This is a genomic window from Pseudomonas sp. B21-036 (genome assembly GCF_024748925.1).
In the GTDB taxonomy this organism is placed as follows: Bacteria; Pseudomonadota; Gammaproteobacteria; order Pseudomonadales; family Pseudomonadaceae; genus Aquipseudomonas; species Aquipseudomonas palmensis.
Window position 1 is genome coordinate 3,329,484 of sequence record NZ_CP087178.1, and the last position, 25,959, is coordinate 3,355,442.

The following is a 25,959-nucleotide window of genomic DNA, read 5'->3' on the forward strand; positions in this document are numbered from 1 at the left end:
GGATGGGAGGTGTAAACCTTATTCAGGACGGGACAGCCCCATGAAAAAGGCCCCTTGCGGGGCCTTTTTTTGTGGCGTCGAATTTACAACCGGGTGACCTGGTCAGGCACGCTGTTCCAGATTTCTGCCGTCAGCGTCTCCAGCAACTTTTTCTCCTCCTTGGCCAGGTTGGCTTGCAGTACGTGGCTCTGGCGCAGGTACGCCGCTTCGGTGATGTGCCCGGCATCGGCATCTGCCTGCAAGGCCTCCATGCGGGCATGCAGCGGCTTGGCGATGCGCTGGTAGCGCTCGGCATACTGCACCTTCAGGTAGCTGACCCAGAAGTCGCGCTGGGCAATCGAAGCCTTGAGCACTGCCGGCGTCTCGCCCTCTTCGATCTCCTTCTGCGCAGCCTTGATATCGGCATCGGTGACCTGGGCAGTGGCTCGGTAGCGCATGGTGTTGGGCTGCCCCGGCAGTTCGAGCGGCTCGGTCAACGCGGTACGGTAAGCCAGCCGCACTTCGACCTCGTCCACCACCGTGCCAGCACGCACACGTGCATCGATGACCCGTTGGGCAATCAGCTCGACCTGCTCCAGACGATACAGCCCACGCGCCAGCTTCATCAGTGACCACTCGGCACCCAGCTGGCTACCCAGCGCCAGGGCCTGGTTGATCAGCACCTGCACCTCAAGCTGGCTGAACACCAGGATCACCGCATCGCCACAGTTGCGCACGCTGTCCAGGGTCTGCAGTACCTCCTCGCGCAGCGCCGTGTTGGCGCTCACTGCCTTGATCAGCGTCCACACCCGCTGCTTGAGGTCGTCGTAGGTCTCGCGAAAATCGGACGTCTCCCCCAGGTCATCGAACAGCCGGAACAGTTCGCCGGTGCCCGGTTCGGCCTTGAGCGCATCCCACATCGCCTGCAGTTCGGCCGCCTGCACCGCATCTGCACCGGCAAGCCAGGCCGTGGCACCGGCAGCCATCGGCTCGGGCGCAAAATGGACGCGCAGGTTCGGCGTCACGCCAAAGCTGATACGCGTGCGCTGACGATAGACCGTCAGCCTGACCTGGCTGTCGGCATCGATCGGGTTGCCGTGCAGGCTGGTGACCCGATTGATCCTCAACACCCGATCGACACGCTCGGCTGAGGGCGCCAGCACGTCCTGCGGCACCACCTGAATGTTGTTGGCGCGCAGGTCGACCTCTTCGAGCATGTCAAGGTCCATCAGGCCGGTCGGCCAGGTACTGATGCCCGTGTGCTGCAGCCTGAGCCCGCGCAGGTCGACCAGGGTCGAAACATCGGGCGCGGTTATCAACGGGTTGTGGTCCAGGTTGAGGATTCTCAGACGAACCAGTTTGGCCAGCACCGCATTGGCAGCAGCATCCATGACCAGGCTGTTGTAGCTGAACGTCAGCCGGGTGATGCGCGGTATGGCTTCCAGCGCGGCAGGCAGGGTGCTGAACAGGTTGTTGGAAAGGTTGAGCCAGCGCGTATTGGCAAACTGCTCGATAAAGGCCTCGGGCAACTCACTCAACTGCATGTCGCGCATGAACAGCGACGCCACATGGCTGAAATCGGCACTCAGAATCGGCAGACCGTCAAGGCGCGTCTCCGACAGGTTGAGGGTGTAGCCGACGGTTCGCCCTTCAAAGGTTACCACCGGGCTGGTCTGGCGCCGCCAGCAACGCTCGATGCGATCGGCCGCCACCTCCCGGTGGCCACGGGTGGCGAAACTCACGGACTGATCGTTGCGCCAGGCGGTCAGCTCATCGATCAGCTTGAACAGTTCCTGGCGACGCCCCTCAAGCTTGACCAGCAGCTCCTCCTCACTGAGCCCCTCGCCTAGCTCCTGCAAAAAGGCCTGCACCTCGTCCACCGCCAGGTCGGGGTACAGCGCCCGGACCCTCTGCATCGGCGTCTGCGGCCTGCCGAACGGGCGCCGGCCACTGAGCGGATAACCGATCTGGCCATCGAGCATGCGCATTGGCGGCTTGAACCAGCGCGTGCGCGGACGCACGCCGATGCTGCTACACACCGCAGCCGTATCCTTGGCGGCATTCTCGGCCAACATCAGGCGCAACGCGTCGGCCTGGTTGATGTTCAGGCCCAGCAGCACGCGCTCGCTGTCGGGCAGCGCATGCAGCATGGCGGCGCACAACGGCTCCACCCCGCCCAGCGCGTTATGCTCGCTGTCATAAGCCTGATAGCCTTCGTCCAGCCGCGCGAGAATACGCTTGGTGCCGGTGGCCGTGCTGCGCCCGACCGCCTTGAGCTCATCGCCCCACGGGCTGCCCTCACGTACCTGCAACAGCACATCGCCAGACCAACCCGGCAAGGCCTGCAACTGGTCCATGGCAACCTTCAGGCAGTCCAGGCGATCGGTGTAGCCCAGGTAGAGGCCCTCACGGGCACGCACCACGCGCGCCTGCTCCGCCAGCCAGCGGGCCTGTTCGGCCAGGCGCAACGGCACCCGCGGCGGGTTGGCGGTGAGCTGCGCTCGCTCGCTGACGCTGGCACTCTCGACCAGCTCTCTGGCCTGCCGCCACGCCAGCCCGGCAAACTGCTTGCGTACCACCGCCATGCCCGCCACCTCCTGCACCGGGTCGGCGCGGTAGAGGCTGTCGAACACCTGGCTGCGGTTGACGCTGGCGTAACGGGCATAGGCTTCACGCAATTGCGTCAGGCGACCAGCCTCGGTCCTGGCCAGGTAGGGGCCGAACAGGGCCTTCTCTTCCTGTTCGGTCAAGCCCTGCAGCAGCGTTGTCAGGAAGCGACCGTCGACCAGTTCCTGGCGCGTGATCGACAGGGTCCGGTTGTCGGCGCTCAGCGGCGTACCGTACTCCTTGACCAGCTGCCCGTCCTCCATCACCCGTACCAGCACGCCGGCCGGCCAACCCGGCATGCGTGTTAGCAAGGCCAGGGGCAAGGCATCGAGCTCGGTGGCCAGTGGTTGCCCGTCGCGCATGGCCGCAATCACATCCGTTACCCTGCGGCTCATCTGCCAGCGCACCAGGCTGTCGCCGAGCAATGCCGGCAAAGGCTCGTTGTTGCTGTGCAGGCGGCGCAGGCGTGCCTCGTCGATGCCGGTGATGGCGGCCATGTTCAGCAGGTCCTCGTCACCCATGCCGTCCACCAGATGGCCCAGGCGCCGCCACAACGTCAGGCCTTCCCACTGCTGCGGGTCTTCGGCCTCGAGGCGCCAGGCCCCGGCGCCGTTGTGCACCACCGGCGGCTGGTAGGCGTCATCGCGAGGATGGCGGACCTGGTACTGGCCCGCTTTGGTGCCGACCACCTCGTAGGCGCGGCCCTGCACACGAATGTAGGTCTTGTCGCCCACGCTGTAGCGCCCCTGAAGGTCCGGCACGACCCCCGACAGATCGACATCCGCGGCATAGGGCTCCAGCTGCGGCTTCCACAGCCGGTACTGCCCGTTGGCCAGCCTGATCTGGACTGTGCCTTCCAGCAACTCGCTGCCCGGCCCGACGGCCAACGGCTTGAGGGCAAGCCCCAGGCCCACGGCGAATGCAATGTTCAGTGCCACCGACTGCAGGTGCGCCATGGCCAGCTCGCGATCACCCACCTCCCAGTCCTCGATGCCCTCGACCACCTCCCCGATCAACTGGCCGGCCGCCACAACCGCCATCACCTCCCCCAGCCCGGGTACGAAGAAGGCGGCGCTGTTGAGCACGTTCAGACCGATGCTTTCCCAGTACGCCAGGCGCGCCTCGCGGGCCGCTTCGTCCGCGTCGGCACTGGGCACGGCCAGGTGCCGCGCATCAGCCTTGGCCTTCTCGATCAGGCGTCGATGCTGCAACTCGAACAGGTCTTCTTCCACCCGGTGTTCACGCAGGTACAGGTCCGCCTCCAGGTTGGGCTGGCGCTCCAGCAGCCCGTGCTGGCCATCGACCAGGTGAAACAGATTGCTTTCCAGCAGCCCGAAGAAGCGCTCTTCATCGGCCCGGGCCACACACCCGCGCATGGCCTGCTGATAGGCGGGCGAAATCAGGTTGATGCGCAGGTCGCGCTTGAACGCCTCGATGCTCGGGTATTCCTTGAGCGGGTACAGGGGCGCGCCAGGCACATACACCAGCACAGGCTCGGTCTGCTCGCTGAGCAGGCGGTCGGCACTGGCCACCCAGATACCGGACAAGCCAATGCCGAACATTTCCAGGGTGCTGAACACCAGCGGCTTGCCGTTGTACTGGGCGGCACCGGTGCCATCGAGCCAACCGAGCAAGGCGCTGCGGGCAGCCTCGCCAATCTCGCCCTTCATCGCCGCAATCCAGGTGCGCACGCGCAGGCGCGCCTTGTAGGCCTCGATGGACTGCCGGCGAACCCGATCATGGGTGGCCGGCGCCTCGTACACCGCAGCCAGGTGGTCCTGGTACTGCTTGCCCAGGTCCAGCTCATGGCACACACGGGCAAAGTCGCGCGGGGCCACCGCCAGCTTGCTGCTGTAAACGTAGCGATAGCGCGGCGCGTGCTCGCTGCCAGGTACCAGCGTCATGGAAAATGCGCCCTTGGCCGCCAGGGCCGTACCGGCGTCGAATTCGGCATCCCGGGCAAAGTTCTGCAGCGCCGCCTGCAGCAGGCTCTGGCGCCTGGGCACCACGCGCACCAGCGCACCCAGCAGTTCGGTGTCGTGGGTAACGTGCACGAATTCGTGGGTGTTGACGTCGTCGTCGCGCTGCAAGTCGCGCTTGAGCCTGGCCTTGAGCAGCGGTTCGGCGAACTCGACGATGCCTTTGAGGGGGCGCAGGGTACGCGCCAACGCGTCGGCGCAGGCGCGGGCGCGCTGCTGGCAGGCGAGCAGTGCCTGGCGCTGGTCCTCGCGGGCATTGCTGAACCAGGGCGCCGGCGCATCCCCTGCGCCCTGGTGCTGTTCGGCGCCCCAGGGCCGGCTCAGGGCCGCGAAACTTGCAGGGGTGGAGTGCTTGAGCCAGTCAGGCATGCGCTGATGGATGAAGGGGCCGTGCGGCCCCGGGGTGACATAGGTGTCGGTGGAATCGGTGGGAGTGGTCATGATGGTCCTCGGGGTAGATTGAACCCCAAGCAGACCCCATCATGACGCAGGTGAAGTGCTACATATTGCTCAGCGCCAGCGGCCCAGGCGGCTCCACAAGCCCACCAGGGTGTTCTCGATGGAGGCGCTGGCAGCCAGGCCAACGCGCTCCTGCAGGCTCTTGCGTTCGGCAAAATGCAGGTGATACAGGTTCGAATCGCGAGCGCGTTCGCTCAGGTATTCGTCACTGGTGCGCAGCTCGTCCACCAGTTGCTTGTTCAATGCCGCCACACCCAGCCAGACCTCGCCGGTGGCCACCTCATCGATGTGCAACTGCGGGCGGTAACGCGAGACGAAATCCTTGAACAGCTGATGGGTCACGTCCAGGTCTTCCTGGAACTTCTCGCGGCCCTTCTCGGTGTTTTCGCCAAACACGGTCACGGTGCGCTTGTACTCACCCGCCGTGAACACCTCGAAGTCTACATCGTGCTTTTTCAGCAGGCGGTTGACGTTGGGCAACTGCGCCACCACCCCGATGGAGCCCAGAATGGCGAAGGGCGCACTGACGATCCTGTCACCGATGCAGGCCATCATGTAGCCGCCGCTGGCCGCCACCTTGTCGATGCACACCGTCAGCGGCACGCCGGCCTGGCGGATACGCGCCAGCTGCGAGGAGGCCAGGCCATAGCTGTGCACCATGCCGCCACCGCTTTCAAGGCGCAGTACCACTTCGTCCTTGGGCGTGGCGAGGGTCAGCAGCGCGGTGATTTCATTGCGCAGGCTCTCGGTGGCCGAGGCCTTGATGTCGCCGTCGAAATCCAGCACGAATACCCGCGGCTTGTCCTCGGGCTTTTTCTTCTGCTGCTTGTCGCGCTTGGCCTGCTGCTTGCGCAGGGCCTTGAGCTGGGCCTTGTCGAGCAGACCCGACTCCAGGCGCTCGCGCAGGTCCTTGTAGAAATCGTTGAGGCGAGTCACATGCAACTGCCCCCCGGCCTTGCGCCGGCCCTTGCCGCGCAACCCGGCAATGGCCGACAACACCACCAGGAGCGCGATCACCAGGGTCGCGGTCTTGGCCAGAAAGCTGGCGTATTCAGCAAGAAAATCCACAGTAGCTCCTTAACATGTCTGCGCCCGTACGGCGCCAAACGTGGCCCAAGCATACCGGCGCGGCCACGCCTCCACCAGCGTGGGCAACGCCCCGAAACGCAGTTCAAACGACCTTTTCAAACGCTTGTATGTTTTTTCGTTGACAGGCCGCCATCGGCCACCTACCCTCGCCAGAACCTTCACTCCAGGCATACGACGTGGGCAGCATCTACCTCATTCGACATGGCCAGGCCTCCTTTGGTGCCGACGACTACGACGTGTTGTCGCCGACCGGCATTGCCCAGAGCGAAGCACTGGGCGATCACCTCGCCCAGCTGGGCCTGCGCCTGGATCGCTGCGTGGCCGGCGACCTGCGCCGCCAGCAGCACACCGCCCGCCTGGCCCTGGCCCGCCTGCAGGCTGCCGGCAGCGCGGTACCCAGCCTGGAAACCGACCCTGCCTTCAACGAGTTCGACGCCGACGCCGTCATCCGCGCGCTGCTGCCCGGCCTGCTGCCGGACGAGCCCGAGGCGCTGCACATCCTGCGCAATGCCCGCGACAACCGCAGCGAGTTCCAGCGCCTGTTCGCCCTGCTGGTGCAGCGCTGGCACGGCGGCGAGCACGATGTCGACGGCCTGCAAAGCTGGCAGGGCTTCGTCGAGCAGGTGCACGACGGCCTGCAACGCCTGCTGCGCGAGGCCGGGCAAGGCGACAACATTGCCATCTTCACCTCCGGCGGCACCATCACCGCCCTGCTCCACCTGATCACCGGCATTACCCCCAGCCAGGCGTTCGCGCTGAACTGGCAGATCGTCAACACCTCGCTCAGCCAGCTGAAGTTTCGTGGCCGCGAGGTGGCGCTGGCTTCCTTCAACAACCAGGCCCACGTGCAGTTGCTGAGGGTGCCGGCGCTCATCACCTACCGATGAGCACCGGCCTGTTGCGGCCCCAGGGTCGCTTACATCACTTAATAAGGAATACACCATGACCGACGTAGCTAAAGCCGTTCAAGCCATGCAAGAGAAGTTCAACCCTGCCGCCGCTGCCGGCCTGGACCTGGTGTTCGGCTTCAACATCACCGACGAAGACAAGCACTTCTCGCTGATCGTCAAGGACGGTACCTGCGACCTGCAGGAAGGCGAAAACCCTGACGCCAACTGCACCCTGGTGCTGGACAGCGAAACCCTCAAGGGCATCGTCAGCGGCGAAACCGACGGCATGCAGGCCTTCATGGGCGGCAAGCTGCGCGTCGAAGGCGACATGATGCTGTCGATGAAACTCAGCGAGCTGTTCCCGGCCTGAGCCTTGCGCTGATGCCGACCAGAACCGAAGCCTTGTGCTTCGGTTTTTTTTCGCCCGGCATCAGGGGTGGTGATCGTGGTGCAACACGCTGGCCTATAACACAGTCAAACACTTGTTCGGTTTATCCACGAGAATTAGATTAAACAATAATCAGCGACTTTCAGAATAAGGGAAAAGCATGACGCTCACCGACCAGTCGACCCAGGTTCGCCCCGGCGAAGAACTCGATGCCGCCCTCATCGACCCTTATCTCAAGGCCAGCATTCCAGGCCTGAGCGGCACGCCGGTGATCAGCCAGTTCCCCGGTGGCGCGTCCAACCTCACCTACCTGCTCAGCTACCCGGACCGCGAGTTCGTGCTGCGCCGCCCGCCGTTCGGGCAAAAGGCCAAATCGGCCCACGACATGGGCCGCGAGTTTCGCATCCTCAACCAGCTCAACAGCGGCTTCCCCTATTGCCCCAAGGCCTACGTGCACTGCACCGACGAATCGCTGATCGGCGGCGAGTTCTACGTGATGGACCGGGTCAAGGGCATCATCCTGCGCTCGGACCTGCCCCCCGAACTGGGCCTGGACAGCCAGCGCACCGAAGCCCTGTGCAAGAGCTTCATCGACCGCCTGGTCGAGCTGCACCAGGTGGACTACACCGCCTGCGGCCTGGCCGACCTGGGCAAGCCCGAAGGCTATGTGCAGCGCCAGATCGAAGGCTGGAGCGCACGTTATGAAAAGGCCCTGACCCCGGATGCGCCGCGCTGGGAAGCGGTGATCGCCTGGCTGCGCGAGAAGATGCCGGCCGACCACCCACGCCCCGCCATCGTGCACAACGACTACCGCTTCGACAACGTGATCCTCGACGCCGACAACCCCATGCGCATCATCGGCGTGCTGGACTGGGAAATGACCACCCTCGGCGACCCGCTGATGGACCTGGGCAATACCCTGGCCTACTGGATCGAAGCCGGCGACCCTGCGCCCGTGCAGCTGATGCGTCGCCAGCCGAGCAACGCACCGGGCATGCTCACCCGGCGCCAGTTCGTCGACTACTACGCCGAACGTGCCGGGCTGCAGATCGACAACTTCGACTTCTACTACACCTACGGCCTGTTCCGCCTGGCCGGCATCGTGCAGCAGATCTACTACCGCTTCTTCCATGGCCAGACCCAGGACAAGCGCTTCGCCCAGTTCGTGCACATGAACAAGCTGCTGGAGCACATGAGCCTGCAGGTCATCGGCAAATCCACGCTCTGACGCCCTACAACTACAAGGAACCCGCCCCATGTCCAAGACCCAGTTGTTCGACCTCGACGGCAAGATCGCCTTCGTGTCCGGCGCCAGCCGCGGCATCGGCGAGGCGATAGCCCACCTGCTGGCCCAGCAGGGTGCCCACGTGATCGTGTCCAGCCGCAAGCTCGACGGCTGTCAGCACGTGGCCGACGCGATCATCGCCGCCGGCGGCAAGGCCACGGCGGTGGCCTGCCACATTGGCGAGATGGAACAGATCGGCGCGGTGTTCGCCGGCATTCGCGAGCAGTTCGGGCGCCTGGACATCCTGGTCAACAACGCCGCCACCAACCCGCAGTTCTGCAACGTGCTGGACACCGACCTGAGCGCCTTCCAGAAGACCGTCGACGTGAACATCCGCGGCTACTTCTTCATGTCGGTCGAGGCCGGCAAGCTGATGCGCGAAAACGGCGGCGGCAGCATCATCAACGTGGCATCGATCAATGGCGTATCGCCGGGGGTGTTCCAGGGGATCTACTCGGTGACCAAGGCGGCGGTGATCAACATGACCAAGGTGTTCGCCAAGGAATGCGCCCCCTTTGGCATCCGCTGCAATGCGCTGCTGCCGGGGCTGACCGACACCAGGTTCGCCTCGGCGCTGGTCAAGAACGAAGCGATCCTGAACACGGCGCTGCAGCAGATCCCGCTCAAGCGCGTGGCCGATCCGAAGGAGATGGCGGGCGCGGTGCTGTACCTGGCCAGCGATGCGTCCAGCTACACCACCGGTACGGCGTTGAATGTGGATGGGGGGTTCCTGTCCTGATACCGCATAGCGGGTCAAGCCCGCTCCCACAAGGATCACCGCTATTTCTGTGGGAGCGGGCTTGACCCGCGATAGGGCCCTGACAGGCACGCACCATCTCCTTTACCATAGCGCCCCTCAGGCGCAGCTTTACCGTTCTGCGCCCCAGTCGAATAAGCCCAACACCATGCCCTTCGAACTCAGCGTAGATCTCACCACCCTAGCCATTCTTGCCGCCGTGGCCTTCGTGGCCGGGTTCATCGACGCCATCGCCGGCGGCGGCGGCCTGCTCACCACCCCCGCTCTGCTCACCGCCGGCATGCCGCCGCACCTGGTGCTGGGCACCAACAAGCTCAGCTCCACCTTCGGCTCGGCCACCGCCGGCTTCACCTACTACCGGCGCAAGCTGTTCCACCCCGCACAGTGGCGACATGCCCTGGTCGGTACCCTGGTAGGGGCCTTCATCGGCGCCATCGTTGCCCACTACCTGCCGGCCGAATGGCTGAACAAGATGCTCCCGGTGGTGGTGTTCGCCTGCGGCGTTTACCTGCTGTTCGGCGGCACGCCAAAGGCGCCGCTGGACGCCGATGCGCCGATCAAGAAGAAGTGGCAACTGCCCCAGGGCTTGACCCTGGGTTTCTATGACGGCGTGGCCGGCCCGGGCACCGGCGCATTCTGGACCGTCAGCACCCTGCTGCTCTACCCCATCGACCTGGTCAAGGCCAGCGGCGTGGCGCGCAGCATGAACTTCGTGAGCAACGCCGCAGCACTGTCGGTGTTCATCTTCTCCGGCCAGGTAGACTGGGCGGTGGGCCTGGCCATGGGCTCGTCGCTGATGGTCGGCGCGTTCTTCGGCGCACGCACCGCCATCAGCGGCGGCAGCAAGTTCATCCGCCCGGTGTTCATCACCGTGGTGCTGGCCCTGACCGTGCGCCTAGCGTGGCAGCACTGGTTCGGCCAGGCCTAGGCGGCGCGCCACGTACAGGTCGATCAGGTAACGCGCAATCGAGCGGCCCGCCGGCAACGGCGGCAGCGCATGCACGCTGAACCACTGGGCATCCTCGATCTCGTCGGCCTGCATCACGATCTCGCCGCCGGCGTATTCGGCATGAAAGCCCAGCATCATCGAATGCGGGAACGGCCAGCACTGGCTGCCCACGTACTGGAGGTTCTTCACCTCCAGCGCCACCTCTTCACGCACCTCACGCACCAGGCAGTCCTCGGCCGACTCGCCCGGCTCGGCAAACCCGGCCAGGGTGCTGTACACGCCGGTCACGAAGCGTGGCGAGCGCGCCAGCAGTATCTCGTCGCCACGGGTGATCAGCACGATCATGCTCGGCGAAATGCGCGGGTAGCTGCGCAGCTCGCAGCCGGCGCAGTACATCGCGCGCTCCCACTGGATCTGCACCATCGCCTGCCCGCAACTGCCGCAAAAGCGGTGCTCGCGGGCCCAGGTGGCGATCTGCGCGGCATAACCAAGGAGGGTGTAGGTATCGGAATCGCCTTCCAGCATGAACTGGCGCAGGCCCCGCCAGCTGCAGCCCTGCGGCGCCTGTGCCGAACGCAGTTCGAGCAGAAACATCGGCTGGCCGTCGAAATGGCCGATGCCGTGCTCGCACACCACGTCCAGGTCCTGGCGCCTGAGCCAGTCCCGCGGGAACAGCGCGCCGTTGGCGTCCACCAGAAAGCCCTCGGCACAGTGGGCGACGGCCAGGCCGCCGGGGGTGTTGGGGTCCAGTACTGCAGTGGTCCAGCGCGCTGACATGTTGCGTTCCTTGAGGGTTCGCGACCGGGCTCAGTCGTCGAACTGCGGTTTCTGTTTGCTCATGCTGGCGGCCATCGCCACCCGCAGGTCGGTGGATTGCAACATGGCAGCGTTCCAGGTGGCAATGTATTCCAGCCCGTCGTCGATGCGGTGATCACGCATGTAGCTGAGCATCTCCTTGGTGCCGGCCACGGCAATCGGGGATTTGCCCGCGATCTCGGCGGCAATCGCAAAGACCCCGTCCAGCAGGCTGGCCTGATCGTCGAAGGTGCGGTTGACCAGGCCGATCTGGCGCGCCTCGTCGGCGCCGACAGTGCGCCCGGTGTAGGCCAGCTCGCGCAGCATGCCGTCGCCGATGATGCGTGGCAGGCGCTGCAGGGTGCCGACGTCGGCGGCCATGCCCATGTCGATTTCCTTGATCGAGAACTGCGCATCGGCAGCCGCGTAGCGCATGTCGCAGGCGGCGATCAGGTCGATCGCGCCGCCCAGGCAGTAGCCCTGGATGGCTGCCAGCACCGGCTTGCGGCAGGTATCCACGGCGTTGAACGAGGCCTGCATCTGCAGGATCTTGCGCCGCAGCAGGCGCGCGTTGCGGCCTACGTCCTTGCCCATTTCGTTGGCCACCGAGGCCAGCAGCATCAGGTCGATGCCGGAAGAAAAATGCTTGCCGGCGCCGCTGATCACCACCACGCGCACCGCGTCGGTCTCGTCGATCCACTGGAAGATCTCGACGATCTCGCTCCAGAACGCGGCATTCATGGCGTTGATCTTTTCCGGGCGGTTGATCTGGACGTGGGCGATGCTGTTCGACAGTTCGACCTTGAACGCGGTGTAGTCGGTCACGTGGCACTCCTTGGGCTGACGCGGGATGGGGTGGCTGGACTATATCGCAGACCATAGGCGGCGCTTGTGCCAAAGGCTGGGCTGTTGCTCCTGCACTGCAGGAGCCGGCCTTGCCGGCGAAGCGGCCGCCGCAGTCACCCGCAGCGGGCCCTGTCGCGCACCGGACACTGCGCCCGGTGCAGGTTCAGCGCCGTGTTGATGATGCCGATATGGCTGAAGGCCTGCGGGAAATTGCCCAGCATGCGGCCACCTTGCGGGTCGTACTGCTCGGCCAGCAGCCCCACATCGTTGCACAGCCCGCACAGGCGTTCGAACAACGCCTGGGCCTCTTGCTGACGCCCCAGCAGCACGTACACGTCCGCCAGCCAGAACGAGCACACCAGAAACGTACCCTCCCCCGGCGCCAGCCCATCGCAGCCGCTGTCGCTGTCGTAGCGGCGCACCAGCCCGTCATGCAGCAGGCGCTTCTCGATCTGCGCCAGGGTTGCCAGAAACCTCGGGTCGTCGGCTGGCAGAAAACCGGTCAGGGCAATCTGCAGCAGGCTCGCGTCCATCTCCTGCGAGCCATAGGCCTGCACAAAACAGCCCAGCTGCGCATCGACGCCCTGCTCGCACACCTGGCGATGGATCTGCGCGGCCACCTCGCGGTAGTGCGCAGCCTGGGCCTTGCCCTCCTCGGTCGGCTCGCTAAGGCTGGCCGCCCGATCGAACGCCACCCAGGCCATCACCTTGGAGTGGGTGAAATGCTGCTGCGGCCCGCGCACCTCCCAGATGCCCTCGTCGGGTTGGCGCCAGATGGTCTCCAGGTACGGCATGATCACCCGCCCGATCGCCGCACTGCGCGGCAAGCGCGGCAGGCCGCCGCGCATGGCCTGACACAGCGCATCGGCCACCTCGCCATAGATGTCCAGCTGGTGCTGCACCGCCGCGGCATTGCCCACCCGCACCGGCTGCGAACCGGCATAGCCGGCCAGCCAGGGCAGCTCGTACTCCGGCAGCCGGCGCTCGCCGGCCAGGCCGTACATGATCTGCATCTGCTCGGGGTTGCCCGCCACCGAGCGCAGCAGCCATTCGCGCCAGGCCTGGGCCTCCTCGAAGTAGCCCAGGTTCATGAACGCCAGCAAGGTCATGGTGGCATCGCGCAGCCAACAGTAGCGGTAATCCCAGTTGCGCTCGCCACCCAGGTGCTCCGGCAGCGAGGTGGTGGCCGCGGCCACGATGCCGCCGGTGGGTGCATAGGTCAGCGCCTTGAGGGTGATCAGCGAGCGCTTGACCCGCGCCGTGTGCTCGCCCACCTGCGGGCAGCGCGCAGCAAACTCGCGCCACTTGTGCGCGGTGTCCAGCAGCGCCTGCTCCGGCTCGAAGGCAGGCTGCAACGGCAGGTGCGATGGCTGGTGGCTCAGGCTGAAGGTGTGGCGCTGCCCGGCCTTCACGCTGAAGCGGCTGCCGGTATGGTGATCGCGTGCGTGGGTGCTTACCGTGCTGCGCAGGGTCAGGCGGTCCGGCCCGGCCACGGCGGTCAGGGTCAGCGGGTCGAGCTTCTCGACCCAGGGCACGCTGCTGCCATAGTCGAAGCGCATCACCAGGTCCATGTCGAAGGCCACCTCGCCCTCCAGCCCCTCGACGATGCGCAGCACGCTGTGGTGCGCGTCGTCCAGCGGCATGCAGTCGATCAGGCGCGCACGGCCGCTGGCAGTCACGAAGGTGGTGTGCAGGATCAGGGTGTCCTGCTGGTACTCGCGGGTTACCTCCAGTGGTGCTTCGCGCGGCGCGATCTGCCAGCGCCCGTTTTCTTCGTCGCCCAGCAGCGCGGCAAAGCAGGCCGGCGAGTCGAAGCGTGGAAAGCACAGCCAGTCCAGCGAGCCGTCCCGGCCCACCAGTGCTGCGCTGCGGCAATTGCCCAGTAGTGCGTAGTCTTCGATAGCGCCCGTCATGAACCTCCCGTCAACCAATGCTGTGCCAGACCCGCCGATCGCGGGCCAGCAGTTCGTCGGCCGCCTGCGGCCCGTCTTCCCCGGCCGCATACGGCTGCACCTCGCCGCCCTGCGCCCAGGCGTCCAGGAACGGCTGCACCGCACGCCAACCGTTCTCGATGTTGTCGGCACGCTGGAACAGCGTCTGGTCGCCCGTCAGGCAGTCGTAGATCAGGGTCTCGTAGCCCGTGGAGGGCTGCATCTTGAAGAAGTCCTTGTAGGCAAAACCCAGCTCGACGTTCTCCATGGCCAGGGTCGGCCCCGGCCGCTTGGCCTGCAGGTCGAACCACATGCCCTCGTTGGGCTGGATCTGGATCTTCAGGTAGTTGGGCTTGGGCCGCTCGGCGTCGCTGTCGCGAAACTGCGCATAGGGCGCCGGCTTGAAGCAGATGGCGATCTCGGTGTCACGCACGCTCATGCGCTTGCCGGTGCGCAGGTAGAACGGCACGCCCACCCAGCGCCAGTTGTCGATCATCACCTTGAGCGCCACGTAGGTTTCGGTCTGGCTGTCGGGGTCGACCCGTGGCTCTTCGCGGTAGCCGGCCAGCTTCTTGCGCCCCTGCTTGCCGGCGGTGTACTGCCCGCGCACCGAGTTCTTCAGGGCCATGGCCTTGGACCACGGGCGAATCGCGCCGATCACCTTGGCCTTTTCACTGCGCACCGCGTCCGCGCCAAAGGCGGCGGGCGGCTCCATCGCCACCATCGCCAGCAGCTGGAACAGGTGGTTGGGCACCATGTCGCGCAGTGCCCCGGTGGTGTCGTAGAAGGCGCCACGGGTTTCCACGCCCACCGTCTCGGCAGCGGTGATCTGCACGTGATCGATGTAGTGGTTGTTCCAGAACGCCTCGAACAGGCCGTTGGAAAAACGGCTGACCAGGATGTTCTGTACCGTCTCCTTGCCCAGGTAGTGGTCGATGCGGTAGATCTGCTTTTCGCTCATCACCTTGAGCAGGCAGGCGTTCAGCGCCTCGGCGCTGGCCAGGTCCGAACCGAAGGGCTTCTCCACCACCACCCGACGAAAGCCGTTGGCCTCGTCCAGCAGCCCGGCCGCCCCCAGTTGCTGCACCACGCCGCTGAAAAAACGCGGCGAGGTGGCCAGGTAGAAGATCGCGTTGCCGGTGCGCCCCTTGTCGATGCGCTCGGCGATGGCCTGGTAGGTGGAGGGCTCCATGAAGTCGCCGGTGAGGTAGCCGATGCCCTTGGCCAGGCGCTTCCACAGCTTGTCGTCCAGGCACCGGGTGGCGCCCTCGCCCTGGTCGCGTTCACGCATGAAGGTTTCCAGGCGCTCGGCGAATTCGCCGTCGGTGGCCGGGTTGTGGTCGACCCCGACGATGCGCATGCCTTTGTCCAGCAGGCCGTCGCGGTGCAGGTTGTACAGCGCCGGCATCAGCAGGCGTTTGACCAGGTCGCCATTGGCGCCAAACAGGAACAGGGTACAGGCTGGTGCCGCTTCGACGTCATGTTCACTCATTCGGGCTTCTCGACATGGCCACCAAAACCGAAGCGCATCGCCGACAGCAGCTTGTCACCGTAGGTGCCCTGCTGCTGGCGTGAGCGAAAGCGCGCGAACAGTGCGCTGGACAACACCGGTACCGGCACCGCCTGCTCCACCGCCGCATCGATGGTCCAGCGCCCTTCGCCGCTGTCGGACACCGAGCCGCTGTAGCTGCCCAGCTGCGGGTCGGCCACCAGTGCATCGGCGGTCAGGTCCAGCAGCCACGAGGTGACCACGCTGCCGCGGCGCCACACCTCGGCGATTTCGGGCAGGTTGAGGTCGAAGCGCTGGTCGGCCGGCAGGCTCTCGCTGGCCTTGGTCTTGAGAATGTCGAAGCCCTCGGCATAGGCCTGCATCAGGCCGTACTCGATGCCGTTGTGGATCATCTTGACGAAATGCCCGGCGCCGGGTGGCCCGGCATGGATATAGCCCTTTTCGGCGCGCTCGCTGGGGCCGGTTCGGCCACGGGTACGTGGAATGTCGCCCTCACCCGGTGCCAGGGTGGCGAACAGCGGCTCGAGGCGTTCGAAAATCGCCTGCTCGCCGCCGATCATCATGCAGTAGCCGCGCTCAAGGCCCCACACGCCACCGGAGGTGCCGACGTCCACGTAGTGCAACTGGCGCTCGGCCAGGTGCTGGGCGCGGCGGATGTCGTCCTTGTAGAAGGTATTGCCGCCGTCGATGATCACATCGTCCGCTTCCAGCAGGTCGGCCAGTTGCGCGATGGTCTGCTCGGTGGCCTCGCCCGCCGGCAGCATCACCCAGACCGCGCGCGGCGCGTCCAGTTGCTGCACCAGTGCGGCCAGGTCGGCGGCGCCTGTGGCGCCCTCGGCCACCAGCGTATCGATGGCGGGCGCGTTGCGGTCATGCACCACGGTGTGGTGCCCCTTGCGCATCAGGCGCCTTGCAATATTGCCGCCCATGCGGCCCAGCCCCACGATTCCCAGTTGCATGTGCCGATGCTCCGTAAAGTGTAGAAAGCCTGCTCAGGCCTTCAAGGTTAGTCCAGGCAGGCCCGGGTTGGTTTCATCGACCAACGGCACGACAGCGATAAACAAAAAAGTTCCCATGACAGGAAAAAGAATTCAGAATCGCGGCCGATCGAGCGTCTACGCTCAAACCATGTACCAAACCAATTGCGAGGTGTGCAATGGGAACCTTGATGTCAGCGAGCCCACCCCAGACCCTTTACGTGAGCGTGCGCCGCGACGAACTGCGCCGCCTCAAGGAAGAACGCGACCAGTTGCAGCGTCAGGTGGCGCAGCTGAGCCTGCTGTTGCAACAGGCCCAGGGCAGCGACAAGGCCGTGGTCACCCTCTAGGCGGCCAGCAGCGCCCGCGCCGAATACACAGCGCCGGCCACCGCCACCAGCAACAGCACCAGCCCCGACAGCCGGGCCACCAGCGCCCGGTGCCGCTGCGCCAGGGCGCCGCGCATCAGCGCGATGTACAGCGCCAGCACCCCCAGGTCGACCACCAGCCACAACGCCGCCAGCACCCCGATGCTGGTGCCGAACGAGGCCGTGACGTGGATGAACTGCGGGAAGAACGCCACGAAGAACAGAATGTCCTTGGGGTTGGCGATACCCACCGCAAAGCCGTGCCACCAGCCACTTGCCCTGGGCGGCGGCGCATCCTCCACGGCTGGCGCACGCAGCGCCCCCAGCCCCAGCCAGGCCATGAACACGCACCCCACCAGCGCCACCGCATTGAGAACCACCGGGCTGAGTGCCAGGCTGCCGGCCAGGATCAGCGCAGCGGCGGCCACCAGCACCAGGGAGGCGGCATTGGCCCCCAGCGCCGTGCGTATGGCCGCCCCGGTGCCCGAACGCCCGCTGGTGCCGACCACCAGCGCCACCACCGGCCCAGGGGTAGCGATCAGAATGAGTACAGTGCCCAGGTAGGCCAACAGCAGCGTGGTGTTCAAAATAGGCTCCTTTGTCTTCAATGCGGGTCAGGTGCAGAGTGTGCGCAGCTGCATGGCCCTTGAAAAACGCAAAATGCTCTGCCCTACTACGACAAATACTCATCATGGACTGTCCCTGGCATGGTTGAACGTCTGCCCCCGTTGTATGCACTGCGCGCCTTTGAAGTGGCGGCGCGTACCTGTTCGTTCACCCGCGCCGGGGAAGAGCTGGCGCTGACCCAGAGCGCCATCAGCCGCCATATCCGCACCCTGGAGGCCCAGTTCGGTTGCCGCCTGTTCGAGCGCCACGGCCCGCGCCTGCGCCTCACCGATGCCGGGCGGCGTCTGGCCGAGCAACTGGGGGCGGGCTTTGCCCTGATCGAACAGGCCTGCCAGCCGTTTCGCAGCGCTTCGCGCCACCTGCGCCTGAAGGCGCCCTCCACCCTGACCATGCGCTGGCTGCTGGGCTGCATCCAGCGTTACGCCCTGGCCGACACCGTGCAGCTGGCAAGCGTGTGGATGGACGTCGACAGCGTGGATTTTGCCAGCGAGCCCTACGACTGCGCGGTGCTGCTGGGCAATGGGCAGTTCGGTGGGCAGGTCGAGGTGTGCAGGCTGTTCGATGAGCGATTGATCCCGATCTGTGCGCCGGGGTTGCTGGGGGATGGCGTGTGGGATGCGCAGCGGCTGGCCAGGGTGGCGTTGCTGCACCCGTCCAATGACCGGCGGGACTGGCAGCGCTGGCTGCGCGGGGCGGGCCTGCTCGAGCAGGTCGACCTGCAGCGCGGCACGCTGTTCGATACGCTGGAGCAAGGGATTGCGGCGGCCATGGCCGGGCATGGCGTGTCGATCGGCGACCTGGCGCTGGTGAGCGACGATGTACGCGCCGGGCGGCTGGCGTTGCCGTTCGAACAGGCGGTGGCAACGGGGGATGCTTACTACCTGGTGTGGCCGGTGGGCAGTGCGTGGCGCGAGAGCATCGAGCGATTGCGGGTGTACCTGCTGGCCTCTTCGCCGGCAAGGCCGGCTCCTACAGACGGCGCAACCTTGTAGGAGCCGGCCTTGCCGGCGAAGAGGCCCGCAAGAGCGACCTCAGAACCGCGTCGTGGCACTCACCCCGAACGTCCTGCGATCCCCCCGCGCATCCCACGCCACATCGAACGGCAGCGGCACGCTGTCGGTCTTGTACTGCTTGTCGGTGAGGTTGTTCACGTAGGCGGTGAAGTCCAAGTCATATTGCCCGCCCACATGGTACGTGGCGCTGGCATTGCCCAGTGTGTAGCCACCCTGCGACACGCTGTGGTCGGCCTGCGCGGTGGGCAGAAAGAAGATCCGGCTCTGGTAGCGCCAGTCGGTGCCCAGGGTGATGTCGTCGCCGTTCTCCAGCGCAATGCGATAACTGCCCCCCACCGCCAGCGTGCGCGACGGCGAACGTGCAATGCGGTTGCCCGAGTAGTCCACACCCCCCGACTCGAAGTCCTGCAACTCGGTATGCAGCAGCCCCAGCGAGCCATGCAGTTCCAGGTTGGCCAAGGGCAGCGCCTGCAACTCGAACTCGGCACCGCGTATCACGCCCTGGCCGCTGTTGGTCAGCAGCGACACCACCTGCCCGTTGCGCACCGACACCGCGTTTACCTGGATGTCCGAATAGTCGTAGTAGAACACGTTGGCATTGGCGATCAGGCGCTCGTCGAACCACTCGCTCTTGACCCCCAGTTCGTAGGCGTCGACGTTCTCCGGCGCCACCACCGAGGCCTCGGCCTGCACCTGCGCCCCGCCGCTGAAGCCGCCGGAACGAAAGCCCTTGGCATAACGCAAGTACACCCGCGCGTTGTCGTTGAGCTGGTATTCGGGGGTGAAGTCGTAGGTCAGCTTGTTCCAGGTGCGTTTCTCGTCCTGCACCACCGTGGTCGCCAGCGGCCCGCTGTAATGCTTCCACCAGTCGTTGCGGTTGCTGAAGTCGACACTGGCAGCGTCCGGCGCGGCCACCCGGCGCAGGTCGATGTCCTTGGTTTCGCGGGTCCAGCGCAGGCCGGCGGTGAAGCTCAGGTCGTCGGTGGCCTGCCAGGTGCTGCTGCCGAACAGCGCGAAGCTGTCGGTCTTCTGGTCGATGTCGGTACGCCCGAAGTCGGCCACGCCGAAGGCCTGGTTGTAGGCTTCGGGGAACAGCGCGTTGCTGTTGTGGCTGTCGAGCTGTTCGTGGAACAGGTGGGTGCCGACGATCCAGCTCACCGGCTGGTTCTTCGCCGACGACAGGCGCAGCTCCTGCGACACCTGCTTCCAGCGGTCGTCGTTATAGCCACGGCCGAACTCGTAGATGCTCATGTTCGGGCTCTGGGCCTTTTCGTGCACGTCGTCGAAGGCGGTGATCGAGTCCAGCTGCAGCTCGCCCAGGTCCCACTTGAGCGCCAGTTGCAGGCCGTTGTGCTCGATGCGGTCATCGGCCTTGCCGGTGAAGGCGACCTTGTCGGAGGCAGGCTTGGGCGCAGGCCCGAACAGCGTGCTGCCGCCCGGCCCGGCACCCCAGGCGCGGGCCACGATACCTTGCCCCTTGTAGTCACGGGCGTGCAGCTGCAGGGTGGCCTGCAGGTCGTCGTTGACCTGGGCCAGCAGTTGCAGGCGCAGGGCCTGGTCGTGGATGTCGCCGGCAGTGTGGCCATCGACCTCGTTCTTGAGCTGGCCGTCGCTGCTCTGGTCGATGAACGCCACCCGCGCGGCCAGGCGGTCCTTGACCAGGGTATCGCCGTAGGCACCTTCGTACAGGCGCGAATTGTAGTTGCCCAGGTCGAGCTTGAAGTAGCCGTTGGCGCCGTCTTCGAAGCTTGGCTTGCGCGACACGAAGTTGATCGCGCCACCGGTGGTGTTCTTGCCCCACAGCGTGCCTTGCGGGCCGCGCAGCACCTCGACGCGCTCCATGTCGTAGAGCGGGAAGCCGGTGGCCACGTGCGGGTCGATGTACACGTCATCGGTATAGATGCCCACCGGGTACACGGTGGTCGAGGCCATGTCGCCCGAGCCCATGCCGCGGATGTACCAGCGCGGGCGCTGGTGCCCGGCGAACTCGGGGGCGATGGCGTTGGGCACGTTCTGCAGGGCCTTGCCGGCACTGAAGCCGCCGCCGCTGCGGTCGATCTGGCGGTCACTGACCACCGAGATCGCCGAGGGTACGTCCTGTACCGATTCTTCGCGCTTCTGCGCGGTCACGGTGACGGTGGGCAAGGCGTCGGCGGGCGGTGCGGCGGCAAGCGCAGCGGCGCCGTGCAACGTGGCGGCAATGGCCAGGGCAAGGGGTAGATAGGCGGTAGGGGCAGGCATGGCTGGGGTTCCGATGAGTCAGGGTAAGCGGACTACCGCAAGCGGCGTGCCAATGAGACATGTACTTGATTTATATGTGTTTTATGGATAAACAGCGAACGTACTGCTGGCCAGGCAACAGTGAGGCAGCAGTGGGTTGTGTGCCAGGCATCAGGGCCTGTTCACCGGCAAAATGCTGCCCTGCGACAACGCCTTGATTTAAGGTAGGCGCTTGCTGCCACCCACCAGGAGCCTGCCGATGATCCGCCCCGCCACCGCCCACGACGTTGCACCTGTACAGGCACTGATCGAGGCTGCCTATGCGCTGTACATTCCACGCATCGGTGCCAGGCCGGGGCCGATGTTGGAGGATTACGCCGCGCTGATCGCCCAGTGTCGGGTCGAGGTGTTCGAAGAGCAAGGTCAGGTGCTCGGTGTGCTGGTGCTGATCGCCCAGGCCGATGGCCTGTTGCTCGACAATGTCGCGGTAAGCCCGGCCGCTCAGGGCCGCGGGCTGGGGCGACAACTGATGGCGCATGCCGAAGCGCGGGCCCGGCAGCTGGGGCTGGAGGTGGTGCGGCTGTACACCAATGAAGCGATGAGCGAAAACCTGGGGCTGTATGAGCGGCTGGGTTATCGCGAAACCCACAGGGCCGAGCAGGCGGGGTTTCGGCGGGTGTTCATGGAGAAGCGGCTGGGCGACTGAAGTGCTTGGCCGGCAAGGCCGACGTCTACAGGCGTAGCGCTGAACCTGTAGGCGCCGGCCTTGCCGGCGAAGGGGTGTCTCAGTCTTCCAGCGGCTTGGGCGGCGCAGCCGGCTTGGCGGGCTTGGCCGGCTTGGCATGCTTGCCCGGCTTGCCCTCTGGCGCAGGCTCGGCGGCGGGCGCTGCGACCGTCGGCGCCACAATGGCCTTTTCGCTGGCCGGCAACTGGTCGACCGCCGCGAAGATCTGCTCCGGCTCCACCGTGCCGTCATGCTCGATGATGTGCTTCTCGCCGTCCTTGCCCACCAGCACCACCTGGGTGCCCTTGCGCGCGCCCAGGCTGAGTTCGCGAATCAGCGCCATGGTGGTCTGCTGCTCGAGGTTCTTGTCGTCACGCTTGCCGACCATGCCCGCCACGCTGTAGAGCACCAGGTTGCGCTCCTCGAACTTGCTCTTGGTCGCCGGGTCCTTGAGGGCCTCGTTCAGGGTGCGCAAGGTCGGGTCGGCGGTGCTGGGGGCAATCACGATCAGGGGTCTGGACTTGCCCAGGTCAACGGCCAGGGGCGCGTCGTCGGCGAGCAGCGGGCTGGCGACTGCCAGCAGGGTGGCGAAGGTCAGTGACCGAACAAGCATGTGCATCTCCTTCTTGTTTCCATGCACCAAAGACTACAGATCAAAGCGAAAGATCCGAGCGAGCCTAAACGACTGCCCGCATGTGTGGACGTTTACAAAAGTAACTTTCGGTTTCAAGGGTAGCTGTGCATGTGCAGAGGATAGCTGAAGGTCAGGGATGTGTCGGGCTACTGGCCCCTCCGCCGGCCAGGCCGGCTCCTGCAGGTTCGCTCAATGGTGGTGTGCAGGGGCGCAACAGCCCCATCAGAACAACCCCATCTGCCGATCGATCAGGGTGCTGAAGTCATCCCCCACAAACGGCAGTATCGCATCGGCCACCGGCTGCAGCTGCCGGGTCAGGTAATGCTCGTAGTCGATGCCGTTGCGCCGGTTTTCCAAAGGCTCGGGCCCGGCCAGGGTCATCACGTAGCTGATCCACCCGCCATTCTGGTACTGGCGTGGCCGCCCCTGGCTGTCGTTGAACTCGTCGGCCATGCGCGCCGCCCGCACATGCGGCGGCACGTTGCGCTGGTAGTCGTCCAGGGGCCGGCGCAGGCGCTTGCGGTAGACCAGCTGATCGTCCAGCTCCCCGGCCAGGGTGCGCTGCACGTAGTCCTTCACATAGGCCTGGTGCGGCCTGCGCTCGAAAATGCGCTGGTACAGCTCCTGCTGAAAGTGCTGGGCCAGCGGCGACCAGTCGGTGCGCACGGCCTCCAGGCCCTTGTAGACCATCTCGTCGGGCCCGCCCTCGCGGTGTACCAGGCCCGCATAGCGCTTCTTGCTGCCCTCCTCGGCACCGCGGATGGTGGGCATCAGAAAGCGCTTGTAGTGGGTTTCGTACTGCAGCTCCAGCGCACTGTCCAGGCCGTACTCATCGCGCAGGTGCTCGCGCCACCACTGGTTGACCTGCTGCACCAGGGCACGCCCGATCTCCCCGGCCTGCGCCTCGTCATGGGCCCGCTTGAGCCACACGAAGGTCGAGTCGGTATCGCCGTAGATCACCGTGTAGCCCTGGGCCTCGATCAGCTCGCGGGTGCGGCGCATGATCGCGTGCCCGCGCATTGTGATCGACGACGCCAGGCGCGGGTCGAAAAAGCGGCAGCCACTGGAACCAAGCACCCCGTAGAAGGCGTTCATGATGATCTTCAGCGCCTGCGACAGCGGCGCATTGTGTTCGCGCTTGGCCTGCTCGCGGCCCTGCCACACGCGCTCGACGATGGCCGGCAGGCAATGCCGGGTGCGCGAGAAGCGTGCGCCGCGAAAACCCGGCACCGAGTGTTCGTCATCCGGCTCGCGCAGGCCCTCGACCAGGCCGATGGGGTCGATCAGAAAGGTGCGGATGATCGACGGGTACAGGCTCTTGTAGTCCAGCACCAGCACCGACTCGTACAGGCCGGGGCGCGAATCCATCACGAAGCCGCCGGGGCTGGCCTCGTCCGGGCGCCCGCCCAGGCTTGGGGCGACGAAGCCCTGGCGGTGCATCAGCGGTATGTACAGGTGACAGAACGCCGCCACCGAACCGCCGCTGCGGTCGGCCGGCAGGCCGGTGACCGTGGCGCGTTCGAGCAGAAAGGTCAGCAGCTCGGTCCTGGCGAAGATGCGCGTGACCAGCTCGCAGTCCTTGAGGTTGTAGCGCGCCAGGGCCGGCTTGTCCTCGGCGAACATGCGGTTGATTTCGTCCATGCGCTGGTACGGCGTATCGATGGCCTTGCCTTCGCCGAGCAGGGTCTGGGCGACGTTCTCCAGGCTGAACGAGGGGAAGCTCCAGGTCGCCGACCGCAGCGCCTCGATGCCGTCGATGATCAGGCGCCCGGCAGCGGCGGCAAAAAAGTGCGTGCGGCTGCCGTGCTCGCGCCATTCCATCACCTCGCCGCCGCGCCCCAGGCGCAGCGGCACCTGCAACTGCTGGGCATGGGCGTGCAGCACGCGCAGGTCGAACTGCACCAGGTTCCAGCCGATGATCGCGTCGGGGTCGTGCCGGGCCATCCAGTCGTTCAGGCGCTCCAGCAGCTGGGCACGGCTGGCGCAGTACTCCAGGTCGAAGTCCACGCCACTGGCGTCGCCGTTGGCCGGGCCGAGCATGTACACCTGGCGCTGGCCACAACCTTCCAGGGCAATCGAGTACAGCTCGCCGCGCTCGGTGGTCTCGATGTCCAGCGACACCAGGCGCAGGTTCGGCCGGTAGTCCGGGGCCGGCTTGAGCTGGGCGTCGAGCAGCAGGCCGTCGGCATCGGGGCGGCCGCTGAACGTCACCGGGGCAGTGATGAAGCGCTCCATCAGGTAGCGCTCGGGCGGGCGGATGTCGGCTTCCAGCAGGTCGACGCCCGCGGCGCGCAGGCGTTTTTCCAGCTGCATCAGCTGGCGATGCTGGCGGCAGTACAGGCCCAGCACCGGTCGGTGGCGGAAGTCGCACAGCGCCAGCTCGCGCAGCTCGACGTCGCGTTCGGTGCGCAGCACCGCCTCGACATGGGCACGCTGGGTGGCGGCGACGAACGCCACCGACGTCTGCACGGGCAGGCGCAACTGGCGCGGGCCCTGGTCGGTCGCCAGCCAGAACTCCACGCATGTGCCCTCTGGCGTATCCCGCCAGTGCCGGGTCAGGACAAAGCCCTGTTGAACCTCCACCGCTGCAACCTCGTACCCCTGTCAATGCGCCGATTCTACCTGATAGTGCCGGGCTTACCCGGCATTGCGCCGCCCCAGCGGAAAACCGTGCCGGTGCGAACGCAGGGTCAGGGTCAACGCCAGCCCCACCAGCGCCAGCAGCAGCCACGGGAAACTCTGCACGCCCCAGTGGCTCAGCAGCACGCCGCCCACCAGCCCGGCCACGGCGATGGCCAGGTTCCACACGGTGACGATCATCGACTGCGCCACGTCCGCGCCCTCGCCCGCCGCATCGGCACTGGCGGTCTGCAGCAGGGTGCCGGCGCCGCCGAAGCTCAGGCCCCACAGCGCCACACTGAAGTACACCAGCAGCGGCGCACCGGTAGCCAGGCCCAGCAGCACCGACGCCACGCCGAAACCGACCAGGCTGCCCAGCACCAGCCGGCGCAGGTGGCGATCGATCAGCGCGCCCACCACGCCAATCCCCACCAGCGCGGCGCAGCCGAACAGCAGCAGTACCGGGCCGGTGCTGCCGGCCATGCCGCCGGCCTGCAGAAACGGCACGATGTAGGTGTACAGCACGTTGTGCGCCAGCACCCAGGTGAAGATCACCGCCAGCACCGCGCTCACCCCGGGGGTGGCCAGCACCTGACCGATGGCGGCACGCCTGCCGGCCGGCAGGCCGTCGAAGTCCGGCACGCTGAGCAGCACCCAGCCCATCAGCACCAGGGTCGCCAGCGACACCAGCACGAAGGTGCTGCGCCAGCCCAGCAGGTCGCCCAGCCAGGTGCCCGCCGGCACCCCCAGCGACAGCGCCAGGGGCGCGCCGATCATGGCCACCGCCATCGCCCGGCCCTGCTGGCTCACGCTGACCATGCGCCGTGCGTACCCGGCGATCACGCCCCACGCCAGGCCGGCCGCCACCCCGCACATGAAGCGCGCCGCCAGGGTCAGGGTGTAGTGCTCGGACACCGCCGTCACCGTGTTGAACACCCCGAAGCCGAGCACCGCCAGCATCAGCACCCTGCGTCGGCGCCAGCCCTGGGTCAGGGTCACCAGCGGGATCGCCGCCAGCAGCGAGCCCAGCGCATAGGCCGTGACCAGTTGCCCGGCCATCGCCTCGCTGACCTGCAGGCCGCTGGCGATGTGCCCCAGCAGGCCGGCCGGCAGGGTCTCGGTGAGAATCGCGATAAAGCCGGCCATCGACAACGCCAGCAGGCCGGACAACGGGAACGCCGGTTCGGCCTCCACCCCTGCTGCGGCCTGGGCCGGGCAACTGCTCTGGGACATGGTGCAAACTCCTGAAATAAAAAAGTGACTGCACGGTAATCCTTCCCGCCACTGCGGAAAAAGACGGGTAGAATTCCGCA

The 25,959-nt window shown here is 66.0% G+C and carries 19 protein-coding genes and 1 pseudogene; 8 read left to right on the forward strand and 12 right to left on the reverse strand.

All coding sequences use genetic code 11. The features are described 5' to 3' along the window. Positions 1 to 83 precede the first annotated feature (83 nt). Together LOY33_RS14995 and sohB are read right to left on the reverse strand one after the other, a co-directional pair. Complete coding sequence (locus LOY33_RS14995; protein WP_258659247.1) at positions 84 to 5,006, reverse strand: NEL-type E3 ubiquitin ligase domain-containing protein; 4,923 nt, start codon at positions 5,004 to 5,006, stop codon at positions 84 to 86. Positions 5,007 to 5,075: 69 nt separating this feature from the next. Then, a complete protein-coding gene (gene sohB / locus LOY33_RS15000) occupies positions 5,076 to 6,092 on the reverse strand; it encodes a protease SohB (protein WP_054915449.1) in 1,017 nt (338 codons plus the stop codon). 197 nt (positions 6,093 to 6,289) lie between these two features. Here sohB and LOY33_RS15005 point away from each other — a divergent pair, with 197 nt between their 5' ends. From LOY33_RS15005 to LOY33_RS15025, 5 genes are all read left to right on the forward strand, one after another. Further along, a complete protein-coding gene (locus tag LOY33_RS15005) occupies positions 6,290 to 7,000 on the forward strand; it encodes a histidine phosphatase family protein (RefSeq protein ID WP_043859920.1) in 711 nt (236 codons plus the stop codon). A gap of 55 nt (positions 7,001 to 7,055) precedes the next feature. Next, on the forward strand, positions 7,056 to 7,373 hold the full coding sequence (locus LOY33_RS15010; protein WP_043859921.1) for an SCP2 sterol-binding domain-containing protein: 318 nt from the start codon (positions 7,056 to 7,058) through the stop codon (positions 7,371 to 7,373). 178 nt (positions 7,374 to 7,551) lie between these two features. Then, positions 7,552 to 8,619, forward strand: coding sequence for a phosphotransferase family protein (locus tag LOY33_RS15015; protein WP_054915451.1), 1,068 nt, complete (start codon positions 7,552 to 7,554; stop codon positions 8,617 to 8,619). A 28-nt stretch (positions 8,620 to 8,647) separates the two neighbouring features. Continuing rightward, on the forward strand, positions 8,648 to 9,415 hold the full coding sequence (locus LOY33_RS15020) for an SDR family oxidoreductase (RefSeq protein WP_043859923.1): 768 nt from the start codon (positions 8,648 to 8,650) through the stop codon (positions 9,413 to 9,415). A gap of 166 nt (positions 9,416 to 9,581) precedes the next feature. Next, entirely contained in the window at positions 9,582 to 10,361 is a 780-nt protein-coding gene (locus LOY33_RS15025) for a TSUP family transporter (protein WP_043859924.1), read from the forward strand. Here the strand turns inward: LOY33_RS15025 and nudC are convergent. The 5 genes and pseudogenes from nudC to gnd all read right to left on the reverse strand — a co-directional run. Continuing rightward, on the reverse strand, positions 10,329 to 11,159 hold the full coding sequence (gene nudC, locus LOY33_RS15030; protein ID WP_100633833.1) for an NAD(+) diphosphatase: 831 nt from the start codon (positions 11,157 to 11,159) through the stop codon (positions 10,329 to 10,331). The two genes, LOY33_RS15025 and nudC, sit on opposite strands and share 33 nt — an antisense overlap. A 30-nt stretch (positions 11,160 to 11,189) precedes the next feature. After that, a complete protein-coding gene (locus LOY33_RS15035) occupies positions 11,190 to 12,002 on the reverse strand; it encodes a crotonase/enoyl-CoA hydratase family protein (protein ID WP_043859926.1) in 813 nt (270 codons plus the stop codon). Between the two features lie 134 nt (positions 12,003 to 12,136). After that, positions 12,137 to 13,936: a glycoside hydrolase family 15 protein gene (locus tag LOY33_RS15040; protein WP_054915454.1), complete on the reverse strand. Its 1,800-nt coding sequence runs from the start codon at positions 13,934 to 13,936 to the stop codon at positions 12,137 to 12,139. Positions 13,937 to 13,946: 10 nt separating this feature from the next. Further along, positions 13,947 to 15,446 carry a glucose-6-phosphate dehydrogenase gene (gene zwf / locus LOY33_RS15045; protein ID WP_054915455.1) on the reverse strand — a complete coding sequence of 500 codons (1,500 nt, stop codon included), beginning with the start codon at positions 15,444 to 15,446 and terminating at the stop codon, positions 13,947 to 13,949. After that, positions 15,443 to 16,429, reverse strand: a pseudogene (gene gnd / locus LOY33_RS15050) (phosphogluconate dehydrogenase (NAD(+)-dependent, decarboxylating)); the annotation flags it as partial. The gene zwf and the pseudogene gnd, both read right to left, overlap by 4 nt. Before the next feature lie 191 nt (positions 16,430 to 16,620). Between gnd and LOY33_RS15055 the strand changes: the two are divergent. Then, the gene (locus LOY33_RS15055; RefSeq protein WP_221181553.1) at positions 16,621 to 16,791 is read left to right on the forward strand and encodes a DUF6026 family protein; all 171 of its coding nucleotides are present in this window, start codon (positions 16,621 to 16,623) and stop codon (positions 16,789 to 16,791) included. Here the strand turns inward: LOY33_RS15055 and LOY33_RS15060 are convergent. Beyond that, the gene (locus LOY33_RS15060) at positions 16,788 to 17,396 is read right to left on the reverse strand and encodes a LysE family translocator (RefSeq protein WP_043862636.1); all 609 of its coding nucleotides are present in this window, start codon (positions 17,394 to 17,396) and stop codon (positions 16,788 to 16,790) included. The two genes, LOY33_RS15055 and LOY33_RS15060, sit on opposite strands and share 4 nt — an antisense overlap. Positions 17,397 to 17,516: 120 nt before the next feature. Between LOY33_RS15060 and LOY33_RS15065 the strand changes: the two genes are divergently transcribed. Beyond that, on the forward strand, positions 17,517 to 18,428 hold the full coding sequence (locus tag LOY33_RS15065) for a LysR family transcriptional regulator (RefSeq protein ID WP_258659254.1): 912 nt from the start codon (positions 17,517 to 17,519) through the stop codon (positions 18,426 to 18,428). A 39-nt stretch (positions 18,429 to 18,467) separates the two neighbouring features. Here the strand turns inward: LOY33_RS15065 and LOY33_RS15070 are convergent, their stop codons facing one another. Then, the gene (locus LOY33_RS15070) at positions 18,468 to 20,690 is read right to left on the reverse strand and encodes a TonB-dependent receptor (protein WP_258659257.1); all 2,223 of its coding nucleotides are present in this window, start codon (positions 20,688 to 20,690) and stop codon (positions 18,468 to 18,470) included. Positions 20,691 to 20,928: 238 nt separating this feature from the next. Here LOY33_RS15070 and LOY33_RS15075 point away from each other — a divergent pair, with 238 nt between their 5' ends. Then, positions 20,929 to 21,375, forward strand: coding sequence for a GNAT family N-acetyltransferase (locus LOY33_RS15075; protein WP_258659258.1), 447 nt, complete (start codon positions 20,929 to 20,931; stop codon positions 21,373 to 21,375). Between the two features lie 79 nt (positions 21,376 to 21,454). Here the strand turns inward: LOY33_RS15075 and LOY33_RS15080 are convergent, their stop codons facing one another. The 3 genes from LOY33_RS15080 to LOY33_RS15090 form a co-directional block, all read right to left on the reverse strand. Next, a complete protein-coding gene (locus tag LOY33_RS15080) occupies positions 21,455 to 22,006 on the reverse strand; it encodes a DUF4174 domain-containing protein (protein ID WP_043860195.1) in 552 nt (183 codons plus the stop codon). 243 nt (positions 22,007 to 22,249) lie between these two features. Beyond that, positions 22,250 to 24,610 (reverse strand): DNA polymerase II, encoded by a 2,361-nt coding sequence (locus tag LOY33_RS15085; protein WP_054916068.1) that lies wholly within the window; start codon positions 24,608 to 24,610, stop codon positions 22,250 to 22,252. A gap of 54 nt (positions 24,611 to 24,664) precedes the next feature. Then, positions 24,665 to 25,879 (reverse strand): MFS transporter, encoded by a 1,215-nt coding sequence (locus LOY33_RS15090; protein WP_043860193.1) that lies wholly within the window; start codon positions 25,877 to 25,879, stop codon positions 24,665 to 24,667. Positions 25,880 to 25,959 lie beyond the last annotated feature (80 nt).

What these genes read in the sequence shown, in the direction of transcription:
- LOY33_RS15080 (WP_043860195.1), bottom strand. Translation starts at nt 22,006, where the DNA reads ATGCTTGTTCGGTCACTGACCTTCGCCACCCTGCTGGCAGTCGCCAGC.
- LOY33_RS15065 (WP_258659254.1), top strand. Translation starts at nt 17,517, where the DNA reads ATGGTTGAACGTCTGCCCCCGTTGTATGCACTGCGCGCCTTTGAAGTG.
- zwf (WP_054915455.1), bottom strand. Translation starts at nt 15,446, where the DNA reads ATGAGTGAACATGACGTCGAAGCGGCACCAGCCTGTACCCTGTTCCTG.
- LOY33_RS15010 (WP_043859921.1), top strand. Translation starts at nt 7,056, where the DNA reads ATGACCGACGTAGCTAAAGCCGTTCAAGCCATGCAAGAGAAGTTCAAC.
- nudC (WP_100633833.1), bottom strand. Translation starts at nt 11,159, where the DNA reads ATGTCAGCGCGCTGGACCACTGCAGTACTGGACCCCAACACCCCCGGC.
- LOY33_RS15075 (WP_258659258.1), top strand. Translation starts at nt 20,929, where the DNA reads ATGATCCGCCCCGCCACCGCCCACGACGTTGCACCTGTACAGGCACTG.
- LOY33_RS15020 (WP_043859923.1), top strand. Translation starts at nt 8,648, where the DNA reads ATGTCCAAGACCCAGTTGTTCGACCTCGACGGCAAGATCGCCTTCGTG.
- LOY33_RS15070 (WP_258659257.1), bottom strand. Translation starts at nt 20,690, where the DNA reads ATGCCTGCCCCTACCGCCTATCTACCCCTTGCCCTGGCCATTGCCGCC.
- LOY33_RS14995 (WP_258659247.1), bottom strand. Translation starts at nt 5,006, where the DNA reads ATGACCACTCCCACCGATTCCACCGACACCTATGTCACCCCGGGGCCG.
- LOY33_RS15040 (WP_054915454.1), bottom strand. Translation starts at nt 13,936, where the DNA reads ATGACGGGCGCTATCGAAGACTACGCACTACTGGGCAATTGCCGCAGC.
- LOY33_RS15015 (WP_054915451.1), top strand. Translation starts at nt 7,552, where the DNA reads ATGACGCTCACCGACCAGTCGACCCAGGTTCGCCCCGGCGAAGAACTC.
- LOY33_RS15090 (WP_043860193.1), bottom strand. Translation starts at nt 25,879, where the DNA reads ATGTCCCAGAGCAGTTGCCCGGCCCAGGCCGCAGCAGGGGTGGAGGCC.
- LOY33_RS15025 (WP_043859924.1), top strand. Translation starts at nt 9,582, where the DNA reads ATGCCCTTCGAACTCAGCGTAGATCTCACCACCCTAGCCATTCTTGCC.
- LOY33_RS15055 (WP_221181553.1), top strand. Translation starts at nt 16,621, where the DNA reads ATGGGAACCTTGATGTCAGCGAGCCCACCCCAGACCCTTTACGTGAGC.